This window comes from Microbacterium gallinarum (genome assembly GCF_014837165.1).
Classification (GTDB): Bacteria; Actinomycetota; Actinomycetes; order Actinomycetales; family Microbacteriaceae; genus Microbacterium; species Microbacterium gallinarum.
Genome location: NZ_JACSPM010000006.1, coordinates 81334 through 100925 on the forward strand (window position 1 = coordinate 81334; position 19592 = coordinate 100925).

Below are 19592 nucleotides of genomic sequence, written 5' to 3' on the forward strand. Positions count from 1 at the left end.
ACGACCGAGAGGAGGCGGCTGTGGTGTACGCCCACGACGCCTATGCCCTGCACGCGATAGCTCAGAACGAGCTGATCCGCGAGCTCGAGCTCCGGCGTCGCGCCGAGGAGCGCGCCGAACTCGAGCCTCCGGTCGTCTCGGCGCGCACCGCGAAGGCGCCCGGCGGCATCCTGTTCCGCCTCCTCCCGCGTCGCGCGTGAGCGCACATGCTCCGCCGGCGGCGCGTCTCCGCGCGCTGCCGGCGGAGCGCGCCATCCGACCGGTGCCGCGCGCTCGCGCCCGTGAGTACACTGGGCGCGTGCTGGGGCCGCCCCTGACGCCGCGCGAGAGCGCGGTCCTCGCCGCCGTGGAGCGACGGCTCACCAACCCCGAGATCGCCTCGGAGTTGTTCATCTCGGTGCGCACGGTCGAGAGCCACATCGCAAGCCTGCGCCGCAAGCTCGGGGCCGAGAGCCGCGCCGACCTGGTCTCCGCCGCGCGAGAGCTGCGCGATGCCTCGGTGCGCGTACCGGCCAATCCGTTCCGCGGTCGGGGCCGCGACGTCGCCGAGCTGGAGGCGGCCGTCCGAGCGGGCGACCTGCTGACCCTCGTCGGCCCGGGCGGCGTCGGCAAGACCCGCCTCGCACTCGAGTTCGCCAAGGCGCAGGATGCGCGCACCCCGGTGATCGTCGAGTTCGAGCACGCCACCCCCGGCGATGTCGTCAACCGCATCTCGAGGGTGCTCGGGCTCGAGGCATCCCCCCATGAAGACCTCCTCGCCTCCGTCGGCATCGCCCTCGCCGCGCAGCCCTACCTGCTCGTGCTCGACAACGCCGACCATGTCGGGCCCGCGACGCGCTCGATGATCGCCCGGCTGCGCCCGCTCGCACCCGGGCTCAAGGTCCTCGTCACCTCGCAGACCCCGCTCGGGGGCGACGACGAGCACGTGCACCTGGTGCCCCCGCTCACCGCCGACGGCGTCGACGCGCCCGCGAGCGCACTGCTGCGCGACCGGCTGTCCGCCCACGGGCACGCGCCCGCGGCCCAGGACGACCCGTTCGTCGACCACATCGCGACCCGGCTCGACGGGCTCCCGCTCGCGCTCGAACTCGCCGCGTCCGCCGCACGCCACCTGCCCCTCGCCGAACTGTCCGCACGCCTCGACCGCGACTTCGCCATGCTCGACCGCGCGACGCCGGAGGGCCGGCACCGCAGCCTCGAGACGGCGTTCGAGTGGACGTGGCACCTGCTCGACGACGAGGAGCGCGACGTGCTGCAGCGGCTCGCCGCACTTCCCCGCACCTTCGACATCGACCTCGCGGTCGCGGTCAGCCATGAAGGCGCCGAACGCATCGTGCTGCGCCTGCTCGACCGGTCGCTGCTCGTTCCCGCATTCGGCGACGGCGGCCGCTGGCGCCTGCTCGCGGTGATGCGCGAGTTCGTGCTCGCGCGCACCGATCCGGACGTGGTCCGCGACGTGCTCCGGCGCCACGCCGAGATGGTGACGATCGTGTCGGAGGGCTTCATCGCGCGAGCACGCACCGACGCGAGCAAGGAGGCGATGGGGCTATCCGTCATGCTGTGCCCCGAGGTGAACGCCGCGCTGCGCTGGTCGCTCGCGGAGCGCGACCCGGTCGCCGTCCGGCTGTCGGCGCTGCTCGCCGTCGGCGTGGAGCAGTACGGATCGGATGCCGACAGCGTCGAGGCTCTGTCGCTCGGCGCGCACGACGACTGGCTGCTCGAACGAGCCACGCCGTCCCAGCTGCTCGTGCTGGGCAACGCCCTCGCGTTCTTCGACATCGAGGTGGTGAGCAGGCTCGCGGAGCGCGCTCTCGCCGCCGCCGACCCCGCCGATCCGCACGAGCTGCGCGCCGCCCATCAGCTCGCCGGGCTCGCCGCCGCCTATGGTTCGGACCCCGCCGCCGCACTGCCTCACCTCGACACCGCCGAGCGTCTCGCGATCGAGCACGACGACCCGTGGGATGCTGCGGCCGCACGCCAGTTCCGCGGTGTCGCGCTCCGCAGCATCGCCGTGCAGGAGGGGCGGCGCAGCGACGTCGCCGACGCCGTCGAGGCCTTCGAGGGTGCGATGCGCGCGTACGCGCGCGCCGGCGACGAGACCCACGTCAACAACGTGCGGTTCATGATGGCCCTCACCGCGGCCGAGTCGGGCTACGACTCCGAGCGCGCCGCCCGCTGGGCCGCCGAGTGCGTGGCCTACTCCGAGTCGACCGACAACGAGCACGAGCTCGCGCACGGCCGGCTGGTGCAGGCGACTCTCGGGCTGGACGAGAGCGGCGAACTCGGCGAGCTGCTGGTGTCGTTCCGCCACTTGGGCGATCTGCGGTGCGTCCACCGCGTCCTCATGCTGCGCGCGAACCGCGCCGCCGACCCGCGCAGTCGCGTCGCCGCACTGCGCGAAGCCTCGGCGATCGCGACGGCGGCGGGCGACAGGGCGCGTCAGATCGCGACGGTCGAGGGTCTCGTCCGGGCGCACCGCGACGCCGGTGACGACGGCGCGGTGCTGGCTGCGCTCGACACGCTCGCCGACCTCGCCGGACGCAGCGCCGCGGTCGCCGCGTGCCCGCCCGGTCAGCTCGGCGCCTTCCTCGGCGAGAGTGCTCGCACCTGACGGCGCGGGCGATGCGGACGACCCCGGAATGTCCGGCCCCGGGCGTAGCGTGAGGGCCGCCGGCAGGCGCCGCGCCTTCCGGCGGAGAGAGAGGACCCAGTATGGACTGGAAGATCGAACTCATCCACGTGCCCGTCTCCGACGTCGACCGGGCGCGCGACTTCTACGTCGGCATCGGCTTCCACCTCGATCACGATCAGACCCCGTTCGAAGGGCTGCGGTTCGTGCAGCTGACGCCGCCGGGCTCGGCGTGCTCCATCGCGTTCGGCACCGGCCTGGGCGGCACGCTTCAGCCGGGTCAGCAGGACACGATCCAGGTGGTGGTGCCCGACGCCGACGAGGCGCTCGCCCACCTTCGTGAACGGGGTGTCGACGCGCAGGGCGTCGACGAGCAGGCGTGGGGCCGGTTCGTCACCTTCGCCGACCCCGACGGCAACGCCTGGACGCTGCAGCAGCTGCCGAGTCGCGACTGATCGGCTCGTCAGGGCTCGCGCTCCACCGGTAGCCTCGTGCCAGATCCACCGAGGAGCACGAGATGAGCGCCGACCCGAGCGCGAGCCCTGACCCGAGCACGGACACCTTGACTCAGCCCGCCCCGCCCGACATCTCCGACGCGCTCGCCGCGCGGCTGGCCCGCGACGTCTGGGGCATCGAGGCATCTGCGCGGGCACTGGGCAGCCACCAGGATCGCAACTTCCTCCTCGAGCGCGACGACGCGCCCCCGCTGCTGCTGAAGATCGCGAACCCCAGCGTGACCGCGGTCGAGCTCGAGGCGCAGTCGGCGGCTGCTGCGCGCATTGCAGAACGGGCAGGATGCCGCGCCCCGCGTGCGCTCGTCGCCGACGGCGCGACGGTCCGGCCGGTGACGGTCGACGGCGTCGAGATGCAGGCGCGCGTGCTCGAGTTCCTCGAGGGCTCGACCCTCACCGGTCACCTGTCGCGCGCGGCGGTCGAGTCGCTGGGCGCCTTGGCCGCCCGGGTCGCCCTCGCCCTCGAAGACCTCGAGGCCCCCGCCGCGGAGCGCAGCCACCAGTGGGACCTCCGCCAGGCGCCGGGCGCGCTCGCCGAGATGCTGCCGTTCGTCGACGATGCCGCACTCCGCGAACGACTCGCGGACGCGTCCGCGGCGGCGTGGGCCGAGGTCGGCGCCGTCGCAGCGGAACTGCCTACGCAGTTCATCCACGGCGACCTCACCGACGACAACGTCGTCACCGCCGACCGCATCACCCGCCTGCCCGACGGCGTGATCGACCTGGGCGACCTCAACCGCACCTGGGCCGTCGGCGAGCTGGCCATCACCGTCTCGTCGCTGCTCCACCACGACGGCGTCGACCTCGCGGCCGCGATGCGCGCGGTGACGGCCTATCACCGCGTGCGGCCGCTCAGCCCGCCCGAGCTCCGCGCACTGTGGCCGCTGGTCGTCGTGCGCGCGGCGACGTTGGTCGCGAGCGCCCACCACGTGCTCCGGACCGACCCCGCCAACGCGTACGCCGCCGGAAACCTCCTGCACGAGCGTGCGATCTTCGACGCGGCGACGTCGGTGCCGCTCGACGTGGCGACCGCCCTCGTCCTGCGGACGCTCGGGCAGTCCGCGCCCGAGCCGGGGCTCCCGCCGGCTCAGCCGCTCCTGCCGTGGCTGACCGCCGACGACGTCGTCGTGGCGGACCTGTCGCCGACGAGCCCTCACCTGCACGAAGGGCGCTGGCTGACGGCATCCGCCGAGCACGATGTGATGAGCGGATGCCTCGACCGCGCCCGCGTCGTCGCGGCGAGGTTCGGCGAGGCCCGGCTCACCCGCTCGCGGCCGCTCGCTCCCGACGAGCCGCACAACGTCGCCCTCGGCATCGAGCTGCGGTTCGCCGGCCGGCAGCCGCTCGCGGCGCCCTGGGCGGGCGTCGTCGCGGTGACGTCGAACGGCGTGCTCGTCGGCACCGGCAACTGGACCCTGCGCCTGGACGGCGTGCGCACGGCGCTCGCCGACGGCAGCGCCGTCGAGGTCGGCGATCTGCTCGGCGAGGCCGACGGGTCGCTCTGGGTGCAGGTCGTGCGCGCGGGCGCCGACGCACCGCGCTTCGCGCCCCGCAGCCTCGCCGCCGCCTGGCGGGCGGTGGTCGCCGATCCGAGTCCGCTCGTGCCGGGGCATCCGGCACGTTCCTCCCCCGGCACTGTCGATGCGGCGGCGCTGCTCGCTCGCCGCGAGGCCGTGTTCGCCGACGTGCAGGAGCACTACTTCGACGACCCGCCCGTGATGGTGCGCGGCTGGCGTGAGCATCTCGTCGACGCCGACGGCCGTGTCTACCTCGACACGCTCAACAACGTCACGTCGGTGGGGCACGCGCACCCGAGACTCGTCGATGCCGTCGCCGAGCAGTGGCGGTTGCTGAACACGAACTCGCGGTTCCACTACCCCGCTGTGGTCGAGTTCTCGGAGAGGCTGGCGGCGCTGCTCCCCGAGCCGCTCGACACCGTCTTCCTCGTGAACAGCGGCTCCGAGGCGGTCGATCTGGCGCTGCGTCTGGGGCAGGCGTGGTCGGGGCGACGCGACGTGCTGGCCGTGCGCGAGGCGTACCACGGGTGGACCTATCTGTCGGATGCGGTGTCGACGTCGGTCGCCGACAATCCCGCCGCGCTCGAGACCCGCCCGGAGTGGGTGCACACCGTGCCGGCGCCCTACGGCCACCGCGGCGCCTCGCCTGCGCGGTACGCGGACGGCGCTGTCGCCGAAGTCGAGCGGCTCGCAGCCGGGGGAACCCCGGTCGGCGCGTTCATCGCCGAGCCGATCTTCGGCAACGCGGGCGGCGTCGCGCTTCCCGACGGCTACCTCGCCGCCGTCTACGCAGCGGTGCGGGCCCACGGCGGGCTCGCGATCGCCGACGAGGTGCAGGTGGGATACGGGCGCCTGGGCGAGTGGTTCTGGGGATTCGAGCAGCAGGGCGTGGTGCCCGACATCGTGACCGTCGCCAAGGCGATGGGGAGCGGGCATCCGCTCGGCGCCGTCATCACCACCCGCGAGATCGCCCACCGTTACCGCGAAGGAGGCTACTTCTTCTCGTCGGCGGGTGGCAGTCCGGTGTCGAGCGCGGTCGGCCTCGCGGTGCTCGACATCCTCCGAGACGAGCGACTGCAGGAGAACGCGCGCGAGGTCGGCGGATACCTCAAGGCGCGGCTCGAAGAACTCGGGCAGCGGCATCCGCTCCTCGCCGCCGTCCACGGCTCGGGCTTCTACCTCGGCCCGGAGTTCGTGCGCGACCGCGCCACGTGGGAGCCCGCGACGGCCGAGACTGCGGCGATCTGCGCCCGGCTGCGCGAACTGGGCGTGATCGCGCAGCCGACGGGCGACCACCAGAACATCCTGAAGCTCAAGCCGCCGATGTGCTTCTCACGCGAGAGCGCAGACGCCGTGGTCGCCGCGCTCGACCGGGTGCTCACGACGGGCTGGTGAGCGCAGGACTGCGTCAGTGGCGGCCTCCGGGAGGGCCGATCACCAGCAGCGCCGCGTACAGGACGACGACCGCCGCCGCGATGAGCACGACGAGCAGCCACGCCCGGTTGAGGAACCAGCGCATCAGACGGTCGTGCCACGCGGCGTCCCGCGGGTCATCCGTGGCGGCGAGCCGCCACGCGCCGGTCAGGCGACCCGAGCGATGCAGCCACAGCTCGGTCGGGATCGTGGCATACGGGATCACGGCGCTCACGACCGCGACGACCGTCGGCCACACGCCCCAGCGCTGATTCAGGGCAACCAGGATCGCCGTCGCCCCGTAGGAGAGGAACACGAATCCGTGGATCGCGCCGCCCACCGTGACACCGATCGCGAAGTCGCTCGTGGCGCGGAGGATGAGCGCGGCGATGAGCAGCGTCCACGAGATCGCCTCCGCGACGGCCAGGACTCGGAAGAGGTTCAAGGGCGTGCGGAACACAGGTCTCCTTCGGGTGGGGATGCTTCCAGCTTAGGTTCGCCGGAAGGTCGGGCCTGCCACGACGAGCGTCCCCGTCCGGGCGGACGGGCACGCGGGCGACGGGCTAGCGTGGGACGGTGGAGTACTCCCCCGCCGCGCTGCGGCGCTGGCCCGACCTCGAAGGTCCCGATCTGCCGGCCGCGGATGCCGCGGACCGGCTGATCCTCGATGAGTCCGCCGACGCGCGGCGCGATGCCGGCGACGGGACCGTCGTGGTCATCGGCGACGGCTACGGCGCGATCGCGCTGGGTGCGGCGAGCGAGGGTGCGCGCGGTATCCGGGTGCATCAGGACGCCCTCACGGGTGAACGGGCGCTGGCGGCGAACGCCGAGCGGTTCGGCCTGGCCGGAGCCGTCACGTCGCACCGCCTCTCCGCCGATCTCGTCGCGGGTGCGCGGGTGGTGCTCCTGAGGCTCCCCCGGTCTCTCGACGCGCTGCGCGACCTCGCAGGGCTGATCGCGGCGCACGCCGACGACGACGTCACCGTCTACGCCGGCGGCCGGATCAAGCACATGACTCCCACCATGAACGACGTGCTGCGCGAGCACTTCGCGCGCGTCGACGTGAGCCATGCTCGGCAGAAGTCCCGCGTGCTGATCGCGCGCGGCCCCCACGACGGGCGCGAACCGGAGCCTCGGACTGACACGCACGACGGCCTCGTGGTGTGCGCGTTCGGCGGCGCGTTCGCCGGCACATCGATCGACATCGGCACCCGGCTGCTGCGGGAGCACCTCCCCGAGCTGGGCGCGCCGGCGGGCTCCGTGATCGACCTCGCCTGCGGGACCGGTGTCGTGGCGACGACCCTCGCGCTGCGGCATCCCGAGCTCCACGTCATCGCGTGCGATCAGTCGGCCACCGCCGTGGCGTCCGCGCGTGCCACCGCAGAGGCGAACGGCGTCGGCGATCGTGTCGAGGTCGTGCGCGACGACATGCTGCGCTCGCAGGGCGACGCCACCGCGTCCTTCATCGCGCTCAATCCGCCGTTCCATGTCGGAGCGGCAGTGAGCGAGGGCGTCGCGCCGAGCATGTTCGCCGACGCCGGGCGGGTGCTTCAGCCGGGCGGCGAGCTGTGGACGGTATGGAACTCCGCGCTGCAGTACCGGCCCGCCCTCGAGCGGCTCGTCGGACCGACGCGTCAGATCGCGCGCAACGCGAAGTTCACGGTGACCGCGTCGACGCGGCGCTGACTCGCCCGAGGGCGAGGGCGCATCACTCCTCGGTCGCCGGTGGCGGTGAGAACGCGACCCACGCGCCGTCGCTGCACTGGTAGAACATCGGCGTCGTCGTGTCGATGAAGATGTCGTCGCCCTCGCATGCCGGGTCGGCGGGCTCACCCGAACCGAGGGTCACCTGGGTGCCGGGCGCCCCCGCTTCGCCCTGCTCCCCTTGCTCGCCCTGGTCGCCCTGGTCGCCCTGGTCGCCTTGGTCGCCCTGCTGCCCCTGCGCTCCCGTGGCCCCAGTCGCTCCGGTGGCTCCGGTGAGGTTCGCGGCAGCCGACTCGCGGATGTTGCCGACGCGCGTCCAATCGTCTTCGAACAGGTAGACGTCGGCGGTGGCGATGTCGATGTACACGTCGCCCGCACTGCCCTTGCCCGACTCGGGCACGCCGGTCCCGGCGCGCACCGCGGACCCGGCCGGCAGGATGTCTTCGAGTGCGGCCTCGTAGTCCTCGACGGTCGGTGTCTCCTCGGGGGTGGCGGAAGGCTGGGGAGTGGATGCCGCGACCGGCGCCTGATCGGCCGTGTCGACGGAACGCGCCAGCCACGAGCCGAGGAAGGCCGCGAAGAAGGCCAGGACGACGATCGCGAGGCCGAACCACATGAGGGTCCGACCGGTCACGCCGGCGGACGGCGGTGGGGTCGCCGGCGCGGCAGCCGACGGCTTGGTGATGGGAGGTGTGCTGTCGCTGCTCATGGGCGCGTCTCCATTCGCCGTTCCCCAGGGCGCCGGCGGCGACGCCGGGCGGTGTGGTGCCCACTGTAGGGAAGCGCCGACGCGGCAGGCCTCACCCGGTCAGGATGATCCACGCGGCGCAGGCCGGCCCGCGGCATCCGCTCATCATCCACGCCCCGGCGGGATCTGTGCCGCCTCCTGACCCGATCGGGGAGGGGCCAGGAGGCGGCACGAGCCGAGCCCGAGGGTCGCGGCTCGAAGACGGTTGGGGACGTCTTGCCAATGAGACGACGGTCCCCCTGCATCTATTACGCGAGATGCGAGGAAATGTCGGGCCGCCGACACGCAACCGGGCTCCGGGTGCTGGGGACACCCGAAGCCCGGCCATCGCGAGTTATCGGTTCGTGCCCCCAAGGCCACGAGCCCCGGCGATGTAGGGACGTGGGTGTGGGGACACCCATCGTCCGGCGGATGCTGGGGACATCCGCATTCCGACCATATCGCTCCGTGCTCACCCGGAGGGGGTATCACGCGCTCTGGTTGACGGAGCGTGTCGCGGCGCGGTAGGGGTCGACCGGAGGGGCGGGCGTGCGAGGCCAGGTCCAGGCGGAGCGCAGGATGAACGCCAGGAGAAGCACCTCGATTCCGATCGAGAGGCCGTAGAAGGCTGCCCACTCCCACGCCGCGCCTGCGGCGTTGAAGATCGAGTACGGGATGAGGAGCGCTGCCACGACGAGATTCACCGTCCGGTTCGCTCGGGCAGGGAGCGTCATCGAGAGGACGACCATGAGTGCCGGGACCGACACCGATGCGAGGAAGACGGTCAACAGCGTCGCACTGATGTCGAACCTCCAGATGAAGCCATCCAGGATTCCGTCGAGGACGCCGGGCTTGTAGAAGTTCAGCACGTCGACGTAGACGTAGAGGAAGACGAAGCTCGTCCAGGCGGCGGCGAGCTTGCTGCGCACCGGCATCGGCGGGTCGTCGAGCGGGTTCTTCGTGTGGTCGGTCATCGGTCTTCTTTCGTCAGGACACGGTTCGTACACCGTACGTCGTACGCTGTACTATGGTCGTACGCTGTACGGTTGTCAAGTCGTCCCCCCAGAGTGAGGAGATCCCGTGCCCCCGGAACAACGCCAAGACGCGCCGGATGCGGGGCTGAGCACGCAGCGGGTGGTGGCGGAGGCGGTCCGGCTCGCCGACCGCGAGGGGGTCGACGGGCTGAGCATGCGACGGCTGGCCGGTGTGCTCGACGCGGGCGCGATGTCGCTCTACCACTACGTGGCGAACAAGGAGGAGCTGCTCGACGCCATGGTCGACACGGTGTTCGACGAGATCGAACTGCCGAGCGACGGCGTCGACTGGCAGTCCGCGATGCGACGGCGGGCGGTGTCCGTCCGATCGGTTCTCGCACGCCATCGGTGGGCGATCGGCCTGCTGGAGTCGCGGACATCACCGGGGCCGGCGAACCTCCGCTACCACGAGGCGGTGATCGCGTGCCTGCGCAAGGCGGGCTTCTCCGTCGCGATGGCGACGCATGCCAATTGGCTGCTCGACAGCTACGTCTACGGGTTCGCCCTGCAGGAGGCCGGACTGCCGTTCGACACCACCGACGAGCTCGCGCACATGGCCGAGGACGTCTACCTCCCCCAGCTTCCGCCGGACGAGTTCCCGTACCTGAATGAATCGGCCGCTGCGCTCGCCGCGGCCGGGCAAGGACCGGACGAGGAGTTCACCTTCGGGCTCGAACTCGTCCTCGCGGGCCTGGAGTCTGTGCGAGCCTCGGCACAGCCGGACGGATGAACGAAGAGGGACGGATGCCGCAGCATCCGCCCCTCCTCGAGTCACGCGCGTCGCGTCAGAAGTCCCAGTCCTCGTCTTCGGTCGCCTCGGCCTTGCCGATCACGTACGACGAGCCCGACCCCGAGAAGAAGTCGTGGTTCTCGTCGGCGTTCGGCGAGAGCGCCGACAGGATCGCCGGGTTCACATCGGTGACCGACGCCGGGAACATCGCCTCGTAGCCGAGGTTCATCAGGGCCTTGTTGGCGTTGTAGTGCAGGAACTTCTTCACGTCCTCGGTCAGGCCGACGCCGTCGTAGAGGTCCTGCGTGTACTGCACCTCGTTGTCGTAGAGCTCGTACAGCAGCGAGAACGTGTAGTCCTTGATGTCGTTCCGCGTGGCCTCGTCGACCTTCTCGAGTCCGCGCTGGAACTTGTAGCCGATGTAGTACCCGTGCACGGCCTCGTCGCGGATGATGAGGCGGATGAGGTCCGCCGTGTTGGTGAGCTTGGCGCGGCTCGACCAGTGCATCGGCAGGTAGAAGCCCGAGTAGAAGAGGAAGCTCTCGAGCAGGGTCGAGGCGACCTTGCGCTTGAGGGGCTCGTCGCCGCGGTAGTACTCCATGACGATCTGAGCCTTCTTCTGAAGGTTCGGGTTCTCGACCGACCAGCGGAACGCCTCGTCGATCTCCTTCGTGGAGCACAGCGTCGAGAAGATCGACGAGTACGACTTCGCGTGCACCGACTCCATGAACGCGATGTTCGTGTAGACGGCCTCCTCGTGCGGGGTGAGCGCATCGGGGATGAGCGACACGGCGCCGACGGTGCCCTGGATCGTGTCGAGCAGGGTCAGGCCTGTGAACACGCGCATCGTGAGGGTCTGCTCCTCGGGGGTGAGCGTGTTCCACGACTGGATGTCGTTCGACAGCGGCACCTTCTCGGGCAGCCAGAAGTTGTTCACGAGGCGGTTCCACACCTCGAGGTCCTTGTCGTCCTGGATGCGGTTCCAGTTGATGGCCTGGACGTGGTCCAGGAGCTGGAGCTTCTCGCTCATCGTCCTTCTTCTCTCAGAGTTCCGTGGCCGTCACAGCGTGCAGGAGACGCACTCGGTCATGTCGGTGCCCTCCAGCGCCATCTGACGCAGGCGGATGTAGTAGATCGTCTTGATGCCCTTGCGCCAGGCGTAGATCTGGGCCTTGTTGATGTCGCGCGTGGTCGCGGTGTCCTTGAAGAACAGCGTGAGCGACAGACCCTGGTCGACGTGCTGGGTCGCGGCGGCGTAGGTGTCGATGACCTTCTCGTAGCCGATCTCGTACGCGTCCTGGTAGTACTCCAGGTTGTCGTTCGTCATGAACGCCGCCGGGTAGTAGACGCGGCCGAGCTTGCCTTCCTTGCGGATCTCGACCTTCGCCGCGATCGGGTGGATCGACGACGTCGAGTTGTTGATGTACGAGATCGAGCCGGTCGGCGGCACCGCCTGCAGGTTCTGGTTGTAGATGCCGTACTGCTGGATCGACGCCTTCAGCTCGCGCCAGTCGTCCTGCGTCGGGATGTGGTGGCCGGCGAACATCTCGGCGACCTTCTCGGTGGCGGGGACCCACTCCTGGTCGATGTACTTGTCGAAGAACTCGCCCGACGCATACTTCGAGTCCTCGAACCCGTCGAACGTCTCGCCGCGCTCGATCGCGATCTTGTTCGAGGCCCGCAGCGCGTGGAACAGGATCGTGTAGAAGTAGATGTTCGTGAAGTCGACGCCCTCTTCCGAGCCGTAGTAGACGTGCTCGCGGGCGAGGTAGCCGTGCAGGTTCATCTGGCCCAGGCCGATCGCGTGCGAGCGGTCGTTGCCGTCCTCGATGGAGCGCACCGAGGCGATGTGGCTCTGCTGGCTGACGGCGGTGAGAGCGCGGATGCTCGCCTCGACCGTCTTGGCGAGGTTGCCGCCGTCCATCGCGAGGGCGATATTGAGCGAGCCCAGGTTGCAGGAGATGTCCTTGCCGATCTGCGCGTACGAGAGGTCCTCGTTGTACGTGGTCGGCGTGTTGACCTGCAGGATCTCGGAGCACAGGTTGGACATGTTGATCCGGCCCTTGATCGGGTTGGCCTTGTTCACCGTGTCCTCGAACATGATGTACGGGTAGCCCGACTCGAACTGGATCTCGGCGAGCGTCTGGAAGAACTCGCGCGCGTTGATCTTCGTCTTCTTGATGCGCGGGTCGTCGACCATCTCGCGGTACTTCTCGGTGACCGAGATGTCGCCGAAGGGCACGCCGTAGACGCGTTCGACGTCGTACGGCGAGAAGAGGTACATGTCTTCGTCGTTCTTGGCGAGCTCGAACGTGATGTCGGGCACCACGACGCCCAGCGACAGCGTCTTGATGCGGATCTTCTCGTCGGCGTTCTCGCGCTTGGTGTCGAGGAAGCGCATGATGTCGGGGTGGTGCGCGCTGAGGTACACCGCGCCGGCGCCCTGACGCGCGCCGAGCTGGTTGGCGTAGCTGAAGCTGTCTTCGAGGAGCTTCATGACGGGGATGATGCCCGACGACTGGTTCTCGATCTGCTTGATCGGCGCACCCGACTCGCGGACGTTCGACAGCAGGAGCGCGACGCCGCCGCCGCGCTTGGAGAGCTGCAGCGCGGAGTTGATGCCGCGGGCGATCGACTCCATGTTGTCTTCGATGCGCAGCAGGAAGCACGAGACGAGCTCGCCGCGCTGAGCCTTGCCGGCGTTGAGGAAGGTCGGCGTGGCCGGCTGGAAGCGGCCGCTGATGATCTCGTCGACGAGCGAGATCGCGAGCTCCTGGTCGCCGTCGGCGAGCGCGAGGGCGGTCATGACCACGCGGTCTTCGAAGCGCTCGAGGTAGCGCTTGCCGTCGAAGGTCTTGAGCGTGTAGCTCGTGTAGTACTTGAACGCGCCGAGGAAGGTCTCGAAGCGGAACTTCTTGCCGTAGGCGAAGTCGTCGAGCTCCTGGATGAACTCGAACGGGTACTTCGCGAGCACCTCGGGCTCGTAGTACTCCTTCTCGACGAGGTAGTCGAGGCGCTCCTTCAGCGAGTGGAAGAAGACGGTGTTCTGGTTCACGTGCTGCAGGAAGTACTCCCGCGCGGCGCGCTTGTCGGCGTCGAACTGGATCTTCCCGTCGGCGTCGTAGAGGTTCAGCATCGCGTTGAGGGCGTGGTAGTCCATGCCCTCGAAGCGCGCCTCTGTCTTCAAGTCCTTCTCTGTCACTGCAGCGTCTGCCATCGTTCCAATCCCTCGCTTACGCGTTCCACGTCTTCAGGCGTGCCGAAAACCTCTAGCCGGTACAAGTGCGGCACATGACACTTGCGGCTGATGATGTCACCGGCGATGCAGAAGTGCTCGCCGAAGTTGGTGTTGCCCGCGGAGATGACTCCGCGGATCAGGCTCCGGTTGTGCTCGTCGTTGAGGAACCGGATCACCTGTTTGGGAACGGCGCCCTTCTCCTCGCCCCGGCCCTGGCCTCCGCCATACGTCGGCGTGACGAGGATGAAGGGTTCGTCGACCACGAGGGCCGGATCCGTCGGATGCAGCGGGATCCGGACCGCTCTCGCCCCGAGCTTCTCGATGAAGCGGGCCGTGTTGCCCGAAACGCTTGAGAAGTAGACGAGGAGCGGTGCCGCGGTCGCCCGCCCGGCAACCGCGTCTCGCTGTGCGATCGCGGTTGCCATGGCGTCACGCGAGTCGCGAGGCGAGCTCGTCGATCTTGTCGGGACGGAAGCCCGACCAGTGGTCTTCATCGGTGATGACGACGGGCGCCTGGAGGTAGCCCAGCGCCTTGACCTGCTCGAGGGCCGAAGGGTCCTCCGAGAGGTCGTGGATCTCGTATTCGATGCCCTTCGAGTCAAGGGCTCGGTAGGTCGCGGTGCACTGCACGCACGCGGGCTTCGTGTAGACGGTGATCGCCATGTTGATCGTGTCTTTCCCCTCAAATCCGCTCATTTTCCGGCAGGCCCCCCGCCGGGAGTCCAATACTACATATGGGTACCGACATTGGATAGCACCACAAGGGCTAGTAGTTACATCCGTGTGATTTTCCACCGCTCTCCCCATGTACAACACAGGTTGTCCACCGTTTCATCCACAGGACGCCCCCTGATCTGGAACCTGAAAAAGGCCTGAATCACAGGCGTTTCGGATGCCGCGGCAACGGCTCTCCACAGGTCTGACGCTAGATCGCCCCTCCGACATCAAATCTGCCTGTGGAGAGACGTCTTCGGCGTGTCGCGGCGTGTCGGGTCGGCGCCCCCGTCGAAGCGATCGAGCGACCCGATCTCGCCGCCGCCGGAGGCCGCGCTAACGTTGTTCCGTGGCGGGCTACCGGGATCTTCTTCGCACTCCGGGCGTCGGCCGCATCATCGCCGCTCAGCTGACCGCGCGCTTCCCCAACGGGATGACGAGCCTTGCGATCCTGCTGCACATCGAGCACGTCACCGGCTCGTACGGCGCGGCGGGTCTCGTGCTCGCGGCCGCCTCGATCGGGCAGGCGATCGCCGGACCCGTGACCAGCCGCTGGATGGGCCGGTGGGGCATGCGCCTCGTCATCACGTCGACGATGATCGTGTGCGCGCTGTCGATCACCGCGATCGCCCTGCTCGCACTGCCGCTGCCCGGGTACATGGCCCTCGGATTCGTGAGCGGCCTGTCGACGCCGCCGATCCAGTCCGCCGCCCGGACGATCTATCCGAAGCTCGTCACCTCGAAGCAGCTGACGCCGCTCTTCTCGCTCGACGCGTCGCTCCAGGAGATCATCTGGATCATCGCGCCCGTGGTCATCACGCTCGTCGCGACGCAGATCGGCACCGTGCAGGCGCTGCTGCTGATCGTCGTGATCCTCATCGGCGGCGGATCGTGGTTCATCCTCTCCCCCGAGGTCGGGCGCGTCCGCATCCCGCGCAGCCGCCGCAGCATCGGCAAGGTGCTCACCAAGACCCCGGTGCTGCTCGCGACCGTGGTCGGGTTCCTCCTCATCGGCGCCTGCTCGGCGGTGGAGGCCGGCGTCGTCGCGACGTTCGACCACGGCGGCCTCGAGGCCGGAATCGTGCTCGCCCTCTTCTCGGTCGGCAGCCTCGCCGGCGGCCTCGGGTTCGGGCACATCCCGATCGGGCCGTGGGCGATGGCCCGCCGACTCGCGATCGTCACCGTCGGCCTCGCCCTCACGATCGTCTCGCTCAACGTGTTCTGGCTGGGCGGCACCCTCGTGCTGGCCGGCATCGGCATCGCCCCCGCCCTGGCCGTGCTGTTCGCCATGACGTCGGCGAGCGTGAAGTTCAGCGACACCGCAGAGGCGTTCGGCTGGGTCGGCACGGGCCAGCTCATCGGCGCAGCGGCCGGATCCGCCATCGCCGGCTTCCTGATCGACGACCTGGGCCCGACCGGCGCCTACGTCGCCGCGACCGCCTTCGCCGCGGCGGGCCTCCTCGTGGCGGTCGCCTTCGTACGCGGCTTCCCCGACCTGCGCGGCCGCGACGCGAGCCCGATCCCCGACACCGAGCCGGTCCCCACCGTCACTTAGCCCCCGGCCCGCCCCGCCCGTCGCGCCCACCGCGCCCGGCCCGCCCCGTCCGGCGCGCCCACCGCGCCCATGCCCGCCCTCCCCGCCGAGACGACGCATCCGCGACGAGACGTCGCGCCGCACACGCCGTCTCGTCGCAAACACGCTGTCTCGGCGCACCCCGCCCACCGCGCGCACGCCCGGCACGCACCCCACCCGCACGACGGGGTCAGGCGATCCGGCGCAGCATCTCCAGCAGTGCGAGCGCATACGCGTCGGCGGGATCGGGGTAGTCGAACACGCGCTTCTCCCCCGCGAGCACGATCTCGACCTCGTAGGTGTCGGGCAGGCGGCGCAGCGCCCGGAACGCGGCGCCGAGCATGTCGCGCAGCTGGCTCTCGTGCGGCAGCCACAGGGCATCCTCGAGGGCGACCGAGTCCAGCGCCCACTCCGTCGTGCCGTTGAAGGCGAGGATGCGCCCGGTCGGATACTCGCGCGGCTCGATGGTCATCTCGCTGACCGTGAAGACGTCGGCCTCGAACTCGGGCTCGTCGAGCTGGAACCGGTCGCCCGATCGCGGGTGCCACACCAGCCCGGCGTCGCGCAGGGCGACTGCCAGTTCCGTCGAGATCATGCCACCATCCTGCCGCGGCACGGCGCACCCGCGGGCCGCTCCTAGGCTGGAGACCATGCCGTCACCCGTCGTCCTTCCGCGTCTGTCCTGGGGTGCGCCCGATGCATCGCGCCGTGCCCTGCTCGTCCACGGCCTCGGATCGAACGGACCGCTGATGTGGCGTTACGGCGTCGCGCTCGCCGATGCGGGCTGGCGCGCCGACGCCGTCGACCTGCGCGGTCACGGAACCGCGCCGCGCGCGCTCGACTACACGATCGCCGCGTACGCCGCCGATCTCGCGGCCACGCGTCCGGCCGACGGCACGGCGTGGGAGCTGGTCGTCGGCCACTCGCTCGGCGCGGCGGCCTCGACCGTGGCGGTCGCCGCCGATCCCGCGTGGACGCGCCGGCTCGTGCTCATCGACCCCGCGATCGCCCTCACCGACCGCGACCGCGAGATCGTGCGCGCGAGCCAGGAGGAGTCGTTCGCCGATCCTTCGCCGCGCGCCGTGCGCGAGGCGCACCCGCACTGGCACGAGCACGACGTCGAGCTCAAGGCCCTGTCTGCGCAGCAGGCGAGCCGCTGGGCGGTCCAGCAGACGAGCGTGCAGAACGCGGCGTGGGATGTGACGGATGCCGCGACCGCCCTCGCCGTGCCCACCCACGTGATCGCGTCCGACCCCGCGGTGTACAGCATCTTCCGCGGGAAGCCTGCCGAGTCGGTCGTCGAGGCCAACCCGCGCATCACGATGTCGGTGGTCGCCGGCGCCGGTCACTCGCCGCACCGCGACAAGCCCGAGGCGACGATCGCGCAGTTCCTCGAGGCACTCGAAGCACTCGATACCTGAGCGGTACGTCGACCGATCCGGGAACCGGATCACTGCACGACGTACTCGCTCCCCTGTCCGACGTCGACCACGACGCCCACCCAGCTCGGGATCGCCGTCGACAGGGCAGTCTGCAGATCGCCGATGTCGGGCACCTGGCCGTCGTCGGTGGTCACGTCGACCGTCGCATCCGCGCCGCTCCAGGAGACGTCGTAGACGCGTGCGCCGGGCTCCTCCGCGAGCCACGTGGTGGTGATGGCCTGGATCGTCGAGGTCCAGCGCGTGAGTGCGACCGCGACGATCGAGTTCGCCGCCAGCGGGACGGTCACCACGACGGTGAGCACCGTCACGACCGCATACGCGCGGCGGCGGTTGGCGGTGGTCGACGATCCGGGTCGCGCGCGTAGCCGCCCATCGTGAAGACGATCGTGCCGGCGATCACGAGCGCGAGGACGTTCGAGAGGAACAGCACGAGCGCCCCGAGTGCGTCACCCCACAGCCCCTGCCCGGCGCACACGCCGACCACGCCGAGCGGCGGCACGAGCGAGATCGCGATCGCCACGCCGGGCAGCACGGCGCTGAGGTCCTTGCGGCACATCGCGAATCCGCCCGCGAAGCCAGTCGCGAGCGCGGCGACCAGGTCCATGAGGCTCGGCGACGTGCGCCCTTCGACTTGCGAGTTCGCGGCGAGGCTCTCGGGCGTCGCGACGAAGAGCGCGAAGACGAGACCGAGCACCACCACGATCACGAGCCCGACGAGCACCCACAGGATCGAGCGGATCACGAGGCTGAGGTGCCCCGTGACGATGCCGAGCCCGATGCCGAGGATCGGAGTGCCGAGCGGCGCGATGATCATGGCACCGATCACCGTCGCCGTCGAGTCGGTCAGCACGCCCGCGATCGCGATCAGACCCGCGAGGGTGAGCATGATGAGGAAGCCGCTGCGTTTGGCGAGCGTGTCGCCGTGGCCGAGGTCGAGGGCGTCGGTGAGCTCCTCGACGGACTGCCGCTGAGCGGTGGGGATGAGGGTCTGGGTTAGCCGCGACATGTCGACTCCTCACTGTCTGCGATCATCGTGGCACGCAGCGCCCGCGAACGGAGGGAGGCGGGAGAATGGCCGGGTGAACGACTTCGACCCGACCGCGTACCTCCCCGACGATCTGCTCGAGCGCATCCGCGAGCGGGCGCCGCGGCACGACCGCGAGAACACGTTCCCCGAGGCCGACCTCGACGAGCTGCGGGATGCCGGCTACCTCGCGATCCTCGTGCCGGCAGAGCTCGGCGGCGCGGGTCTCGGGCTGGCCGAGGCATCCGCTCTCCAGCAGAGACTCGCGGGCGCCGCACCTGCGACCGCCCTCGCGATCAACATGCACCTGGTCTGGACCGGGGTGGCCAAGGTGCTGTCCGACCGGGGCGTCGACGCGCTGCGTTTCGTGCAGGAGGGCGCCGTGGCCGGCGACGTGTTCGGGTTCGGCATCAGCGAGGCGGGGAACGACCTCGTGCTGTTCGGGAGTGGGACGGATGCCGCGCCGCAGGCCGACGGCGGCTACGCGTTCACCGGCACGAAGATCTTCACGTCGCTCGCCCCGGTGTGGACGCAGCTCGGCCTGCACGGGCTCGACACGACGTCTCCTGACGGTCCGAAGATGGTCTACGCGTTCGTGCCCCGATCGGAGGAATCCGCCGGGCGGATCGTGACCCGCGACGACTGGGACACGCTCGGCATGCGGGGCACGCAGTCGCGGACCACCGAGCTGCACTGCGCGGTCGCACCGCCTGAGCGCGTGGCGCGGCGCATCGACCCGGGCCCGAACCCCGATCCGCTCGTCTTCGGCATCTTCAGCGTGTTCGAGTTGCTGCTGGCCTCGGTCTACACCGGCATCGCCCGGCGAGCGCTCGACCTCGCGGTCGCGGCGGCGGCGAAGCGCACCTCGAAGCGCACCGGCAAGCCCTACAGCCAGGACCCCGACATCCGCTGGCGGATCGCCGGCATGGCGCTCGCCTACGATGCCCTGCCGCCGCAGCTCGACGCGCTCGCGCGCGACGTCGACGGGCTCGCCGACCACGGGACCCGCTGGTTCTCTCTGCTTTCGGGCATGAAGCACCGCGCCGTCACGGCCGCGAAGACCATCGTCGACGACGCCGTCCTGGTCGCGGGCGGCTCGTCGTACTTCGCCTCGAACGAGCTCGGCAGGCTGTACCGCGACGTGCTCGCGGGCCTGTTCCACCCGAGCGACCCCGAGTCGGCGCACTCGACCGTCGCGACCGCCTGGCTCGGCCCGCTCGAGGACTGACGCCCGCGTCGACGCGCTGCGCTTGCGCCGAGCGGCCCGCCGGTGCGTGTTTCGGACGGACCCCTCCACCACGGGTCGGACGGCTGGATAGCCTCACTCCCACGCGG

19 protein-coding genes are annotated in these 19592 nt (G+C 70.2%); 9 read left to right on the plus strand and 10 right to left on the minus strand.

Annotated elements, in window-relative coordinates:
- Window positions 1-20 precede the first annotated feature (20 nt).
- From H9622_RS14565 to H9622_RS14580, 4 genes are all read left to right on the plus strand, one after another.
- Window positions 21-200 (plus strand): hypothetical protein, encoded by a 180-nt coding sequence (locus H9622_RS14565; protein WP_191767147.1) that lies wholly within the window; start codon window positions 21-23, stop codon window positions 198-200.
- Between the two features lie 98 nt (window positions 201-298).
- A complete protein-coding gene (locus tag H9622_RS14570) occupies window positions 299-2611 on the plus strand; it encodes an ATP-binding protein (protein ID WP_191767148.1) in 2313 nt (770 codons plus the stop codon).
- Between the two features lie 101 nt (window positions 2612-2712).
- Window positions 2713-3084, plus strand: a complete 372-nt coding sequence (locus H9622_RS14575; protein WP_191767149.1) for a VOC family protein — start codon at window positions 2713-2715, stop codon at window positions 3082-3084.
- 62 nt (window positions 3085-3146) lie between these two features.
- Window positions 3147-6053, plus strand: coding sequence for an aminotransferase (locus tag H9622_RS14580; RefSeq protein ID WP_191767150.1), 2907 nt, complete (start codon window positions 3147-3149; stop codon window positions 6051-6053).
- A 13-nt stretch (window positions 6054-6066) separates the two neighbouring features.
- Here H9622_RS14580 and H9622_RS14585 read toward each other — a convergent pair whose 3' ends face one another.
- Entirely contained in the window at window positions 6067-6531 is a 465-nt protein-coding gene (locus tag H9622_RS14585; RefSeq protein ID WP_191767151.1) for a DUF3817 domain-containing protein, read from the minus strand.
- Between the two features lie 116 nt (window positions 6532-6647).
- Here H9622_RS14585 and H9622_RS14590 point away from each other — a divergent pair, with 116 nt between their 5' ends.
- A complete protein-coding gene (locus H9622_RS14590) occupies window positions 6648-7757 on the plus strand; it encodes a class I SAM-dependent methyltransferase (RefSeq protein WP_191767152.1) in 1110 nt (369 codons plus the stop codon).
- A 22-nt stretch (window positions 7758-7779) separates the two neighbouring features.
- On the opposite strand, the gene H9622_RS14595 is transcribed toward H9622_RS14590, so the two are convergent.
- Together H9622_RS14595 and H9622_RS14600 are read right to left on the minus strand one after the other, a co-directional pair.
- On the minus strand, window positions 7780-8484 hold the full coding sequence (locus H9622_RS14595) for a hypothetical protein (protein WP_191767153.1): 705 nt from the start codon (window positions 8482-8484) through the stop codon (window positions 7780-7782).
- A 506-nt stretch (window positions 8485-8990) separates the two neighbouring features.
- Window positions 8991-9476 carry a DUF6326 family protein gene (locus tag H9622_RS14600; RefSeq protein ID WP_191767154.1) on the minus strand — a complete coding sequence of 162 codons (486 nt, stop codon included), beginning with the start codon at window positions 9474-9476 and terminating at the stop codon, window positions 8991-8993.
- A gap of 106 nt (window positions 9477-9582) precedes the next feature.
- On the opposite strand from H9622_RS14600, the gene H9622_RS14605 reads away from it, so the two are divergent.
- A complete protein-coding gene (locus tag H9622_RS14605) occupies window positions 9583-10266 on the plus strand; it encodes a TetR/AcrR family transcriptional regulator (RefSeq protein ID WP_318247136.1) in 684 nt (227 codons plus the stop codon).
- Window positions 10267-10321: 55 nt separating this feature from the next.
- Here H9622_RS14605 and nrdF read toward each other — a convergent pair whose 3' ends face one another.
- Genes nrdF through nrdH form a run of 4 tightly spaced genes read right to left on the minus strand, consistent with a single transcriptional unit; the run spans window position 10322 to window position 14167 of the window.
- Window positions 10322-11296 (minus strand): class 1b ribonucleoside-diphosphate reductase subunit beta, encoded by a 975-nt coding sequence (gene nrdF, locus H9622_RS14610; protein ID WP_191767155.1) that lies wholly within the window; start codon window positions 11294-11296, stop codon window positions 10322-10324.
- Between the two features lie 30 nt (window positions 11297-11326).
- Complete coding sequence (nrdE, locus tag H9622_RS14615) at window positions 11327-13483, minus strand: class 1b ribonucleoside-diphosphate reductase subunit alpha (RefSeq protein ID WP_191767156.1); 2157 nt, start codon at window positions 13481-13483, stop codon at window positions 11327-11329.
- Window positions 13465-13929 (minus strand): class Ib ribonucleoside-diphosphate reductase assembly flavoprotein NrdI, encoded by a 465-nt coding sequence (gene nrdI, locus H9622_RS14620; RefSeq protein WP_191767157.1) that lies wholly within the window; start codon window positions 13927-13929, stop codon window positions 13465-13467. The genes nrdE and nrdI overlap by 19 nt, the downstream gene beginning before the upstream one ends.
- 4 nt (window positions 13930-13933) lie before the next feature.
- Window positions 13934-14167 carry a glutaredoxin-like protein NrdH gene (gene nrdH, locus H9622_RS14625; protein WP_019181042.1) on the minus strand — a complete coding sequence of 78 codons (234 nt, stop codon included), beginning with the start codon at window positions 14165-14167 and terminating at the stop codon, window positions 13934-13936.
- 400 nt (window positions 14168-14567) lie between these two features.
- Between nrdH and H9622_RS14630 the strand changes: the two genes are divergently transcribed.
- A complete protein-coding gene (locus tag H9622_RS14630; RefSeq protein ID WP_191767158.1) occupies window positions 14568-15773 on the plus strand; it encodes an MFS transporter in 1206 nt (401 codons plus the stop codon).
- Between the two features lie 208 nt (window positions 15774-15981).
- On the opposite strand, the gene H9622_RS14635 is transcribed toward H9622_RS14630, so the two are convergent.
- Window positions 15982-16386, minus strand: a complete 405-nt coding sequence (locus H9622_RS14635) for a pilus assembly protein CpaE (protein ID WP_191767159.1) — start codon at window positions 16384-16386, stop codon at window positions 15982-15984.
- Between the two features lie 55 nt (window positions 16387-16441).
- Between H9622_RS14635 and H9622_RS14640 the strand changes: the two genes are divergently transcribed.
- On the plus strand, window positions 16442-17212 hold the full coding sequence (locus tag H9622_RS14640; RefSeq protein WP_191767160.1) for an alpha/beta fold hydrolase: 771 nt from the start codon (window positions 16442-16444) through the stop codon (window positions 17210-17212).
- Window positions 17213-17241: 29 nt separating this feature from the next.
- Here the strand turns inward: H9622_RS14640 and H9622_RS15920 are convergent, their stop codons facing one another.
- Window positions 17242-17541: a hypothetical protein gene (locus H9622_RS15920; protein ID WP_225222151.1), complete on the minus strand. Its 300-nt coding sequence runs from the start codon at window positions 17539-17541 to the stop codon at window positions 17242-17244.
- Window positions 17538-18239 carry a TIGR00341 family protein gene (locus H9622_RS14645; protein ID WP_225222152.1) on the minus strand — a complete coding sequence of 234 codons (702 nt, stop codon included), beginning with the start codon at window positions 18237-18239 and terminating at the stop codon, window positions 17538-17540. Before H9622_RS14645 ends, H9622_RS15920 begins: the two co-directional genes overlap by 4 nt.
- 73 nt (window positions 18240-18312) lie before the next feature.
- Here H9622_RS14645 and H9622_RS14650 point away from each other — a divergent pair, with 73 nt between their 5' ends.
- Window positions 18313-19485: an acyl-CoA dehydrogenase family protein gene (locus H9622_RS14650; RefSeq protein WP_318247137.1), complete on the plus strand. Its 1173-nt coding sequence runs from the start codon at window positions 18313-18315 to the stop codon at window positions 19483-19485.
- Window positions 19486-19592: the final 107 nt, after the last annotated feature.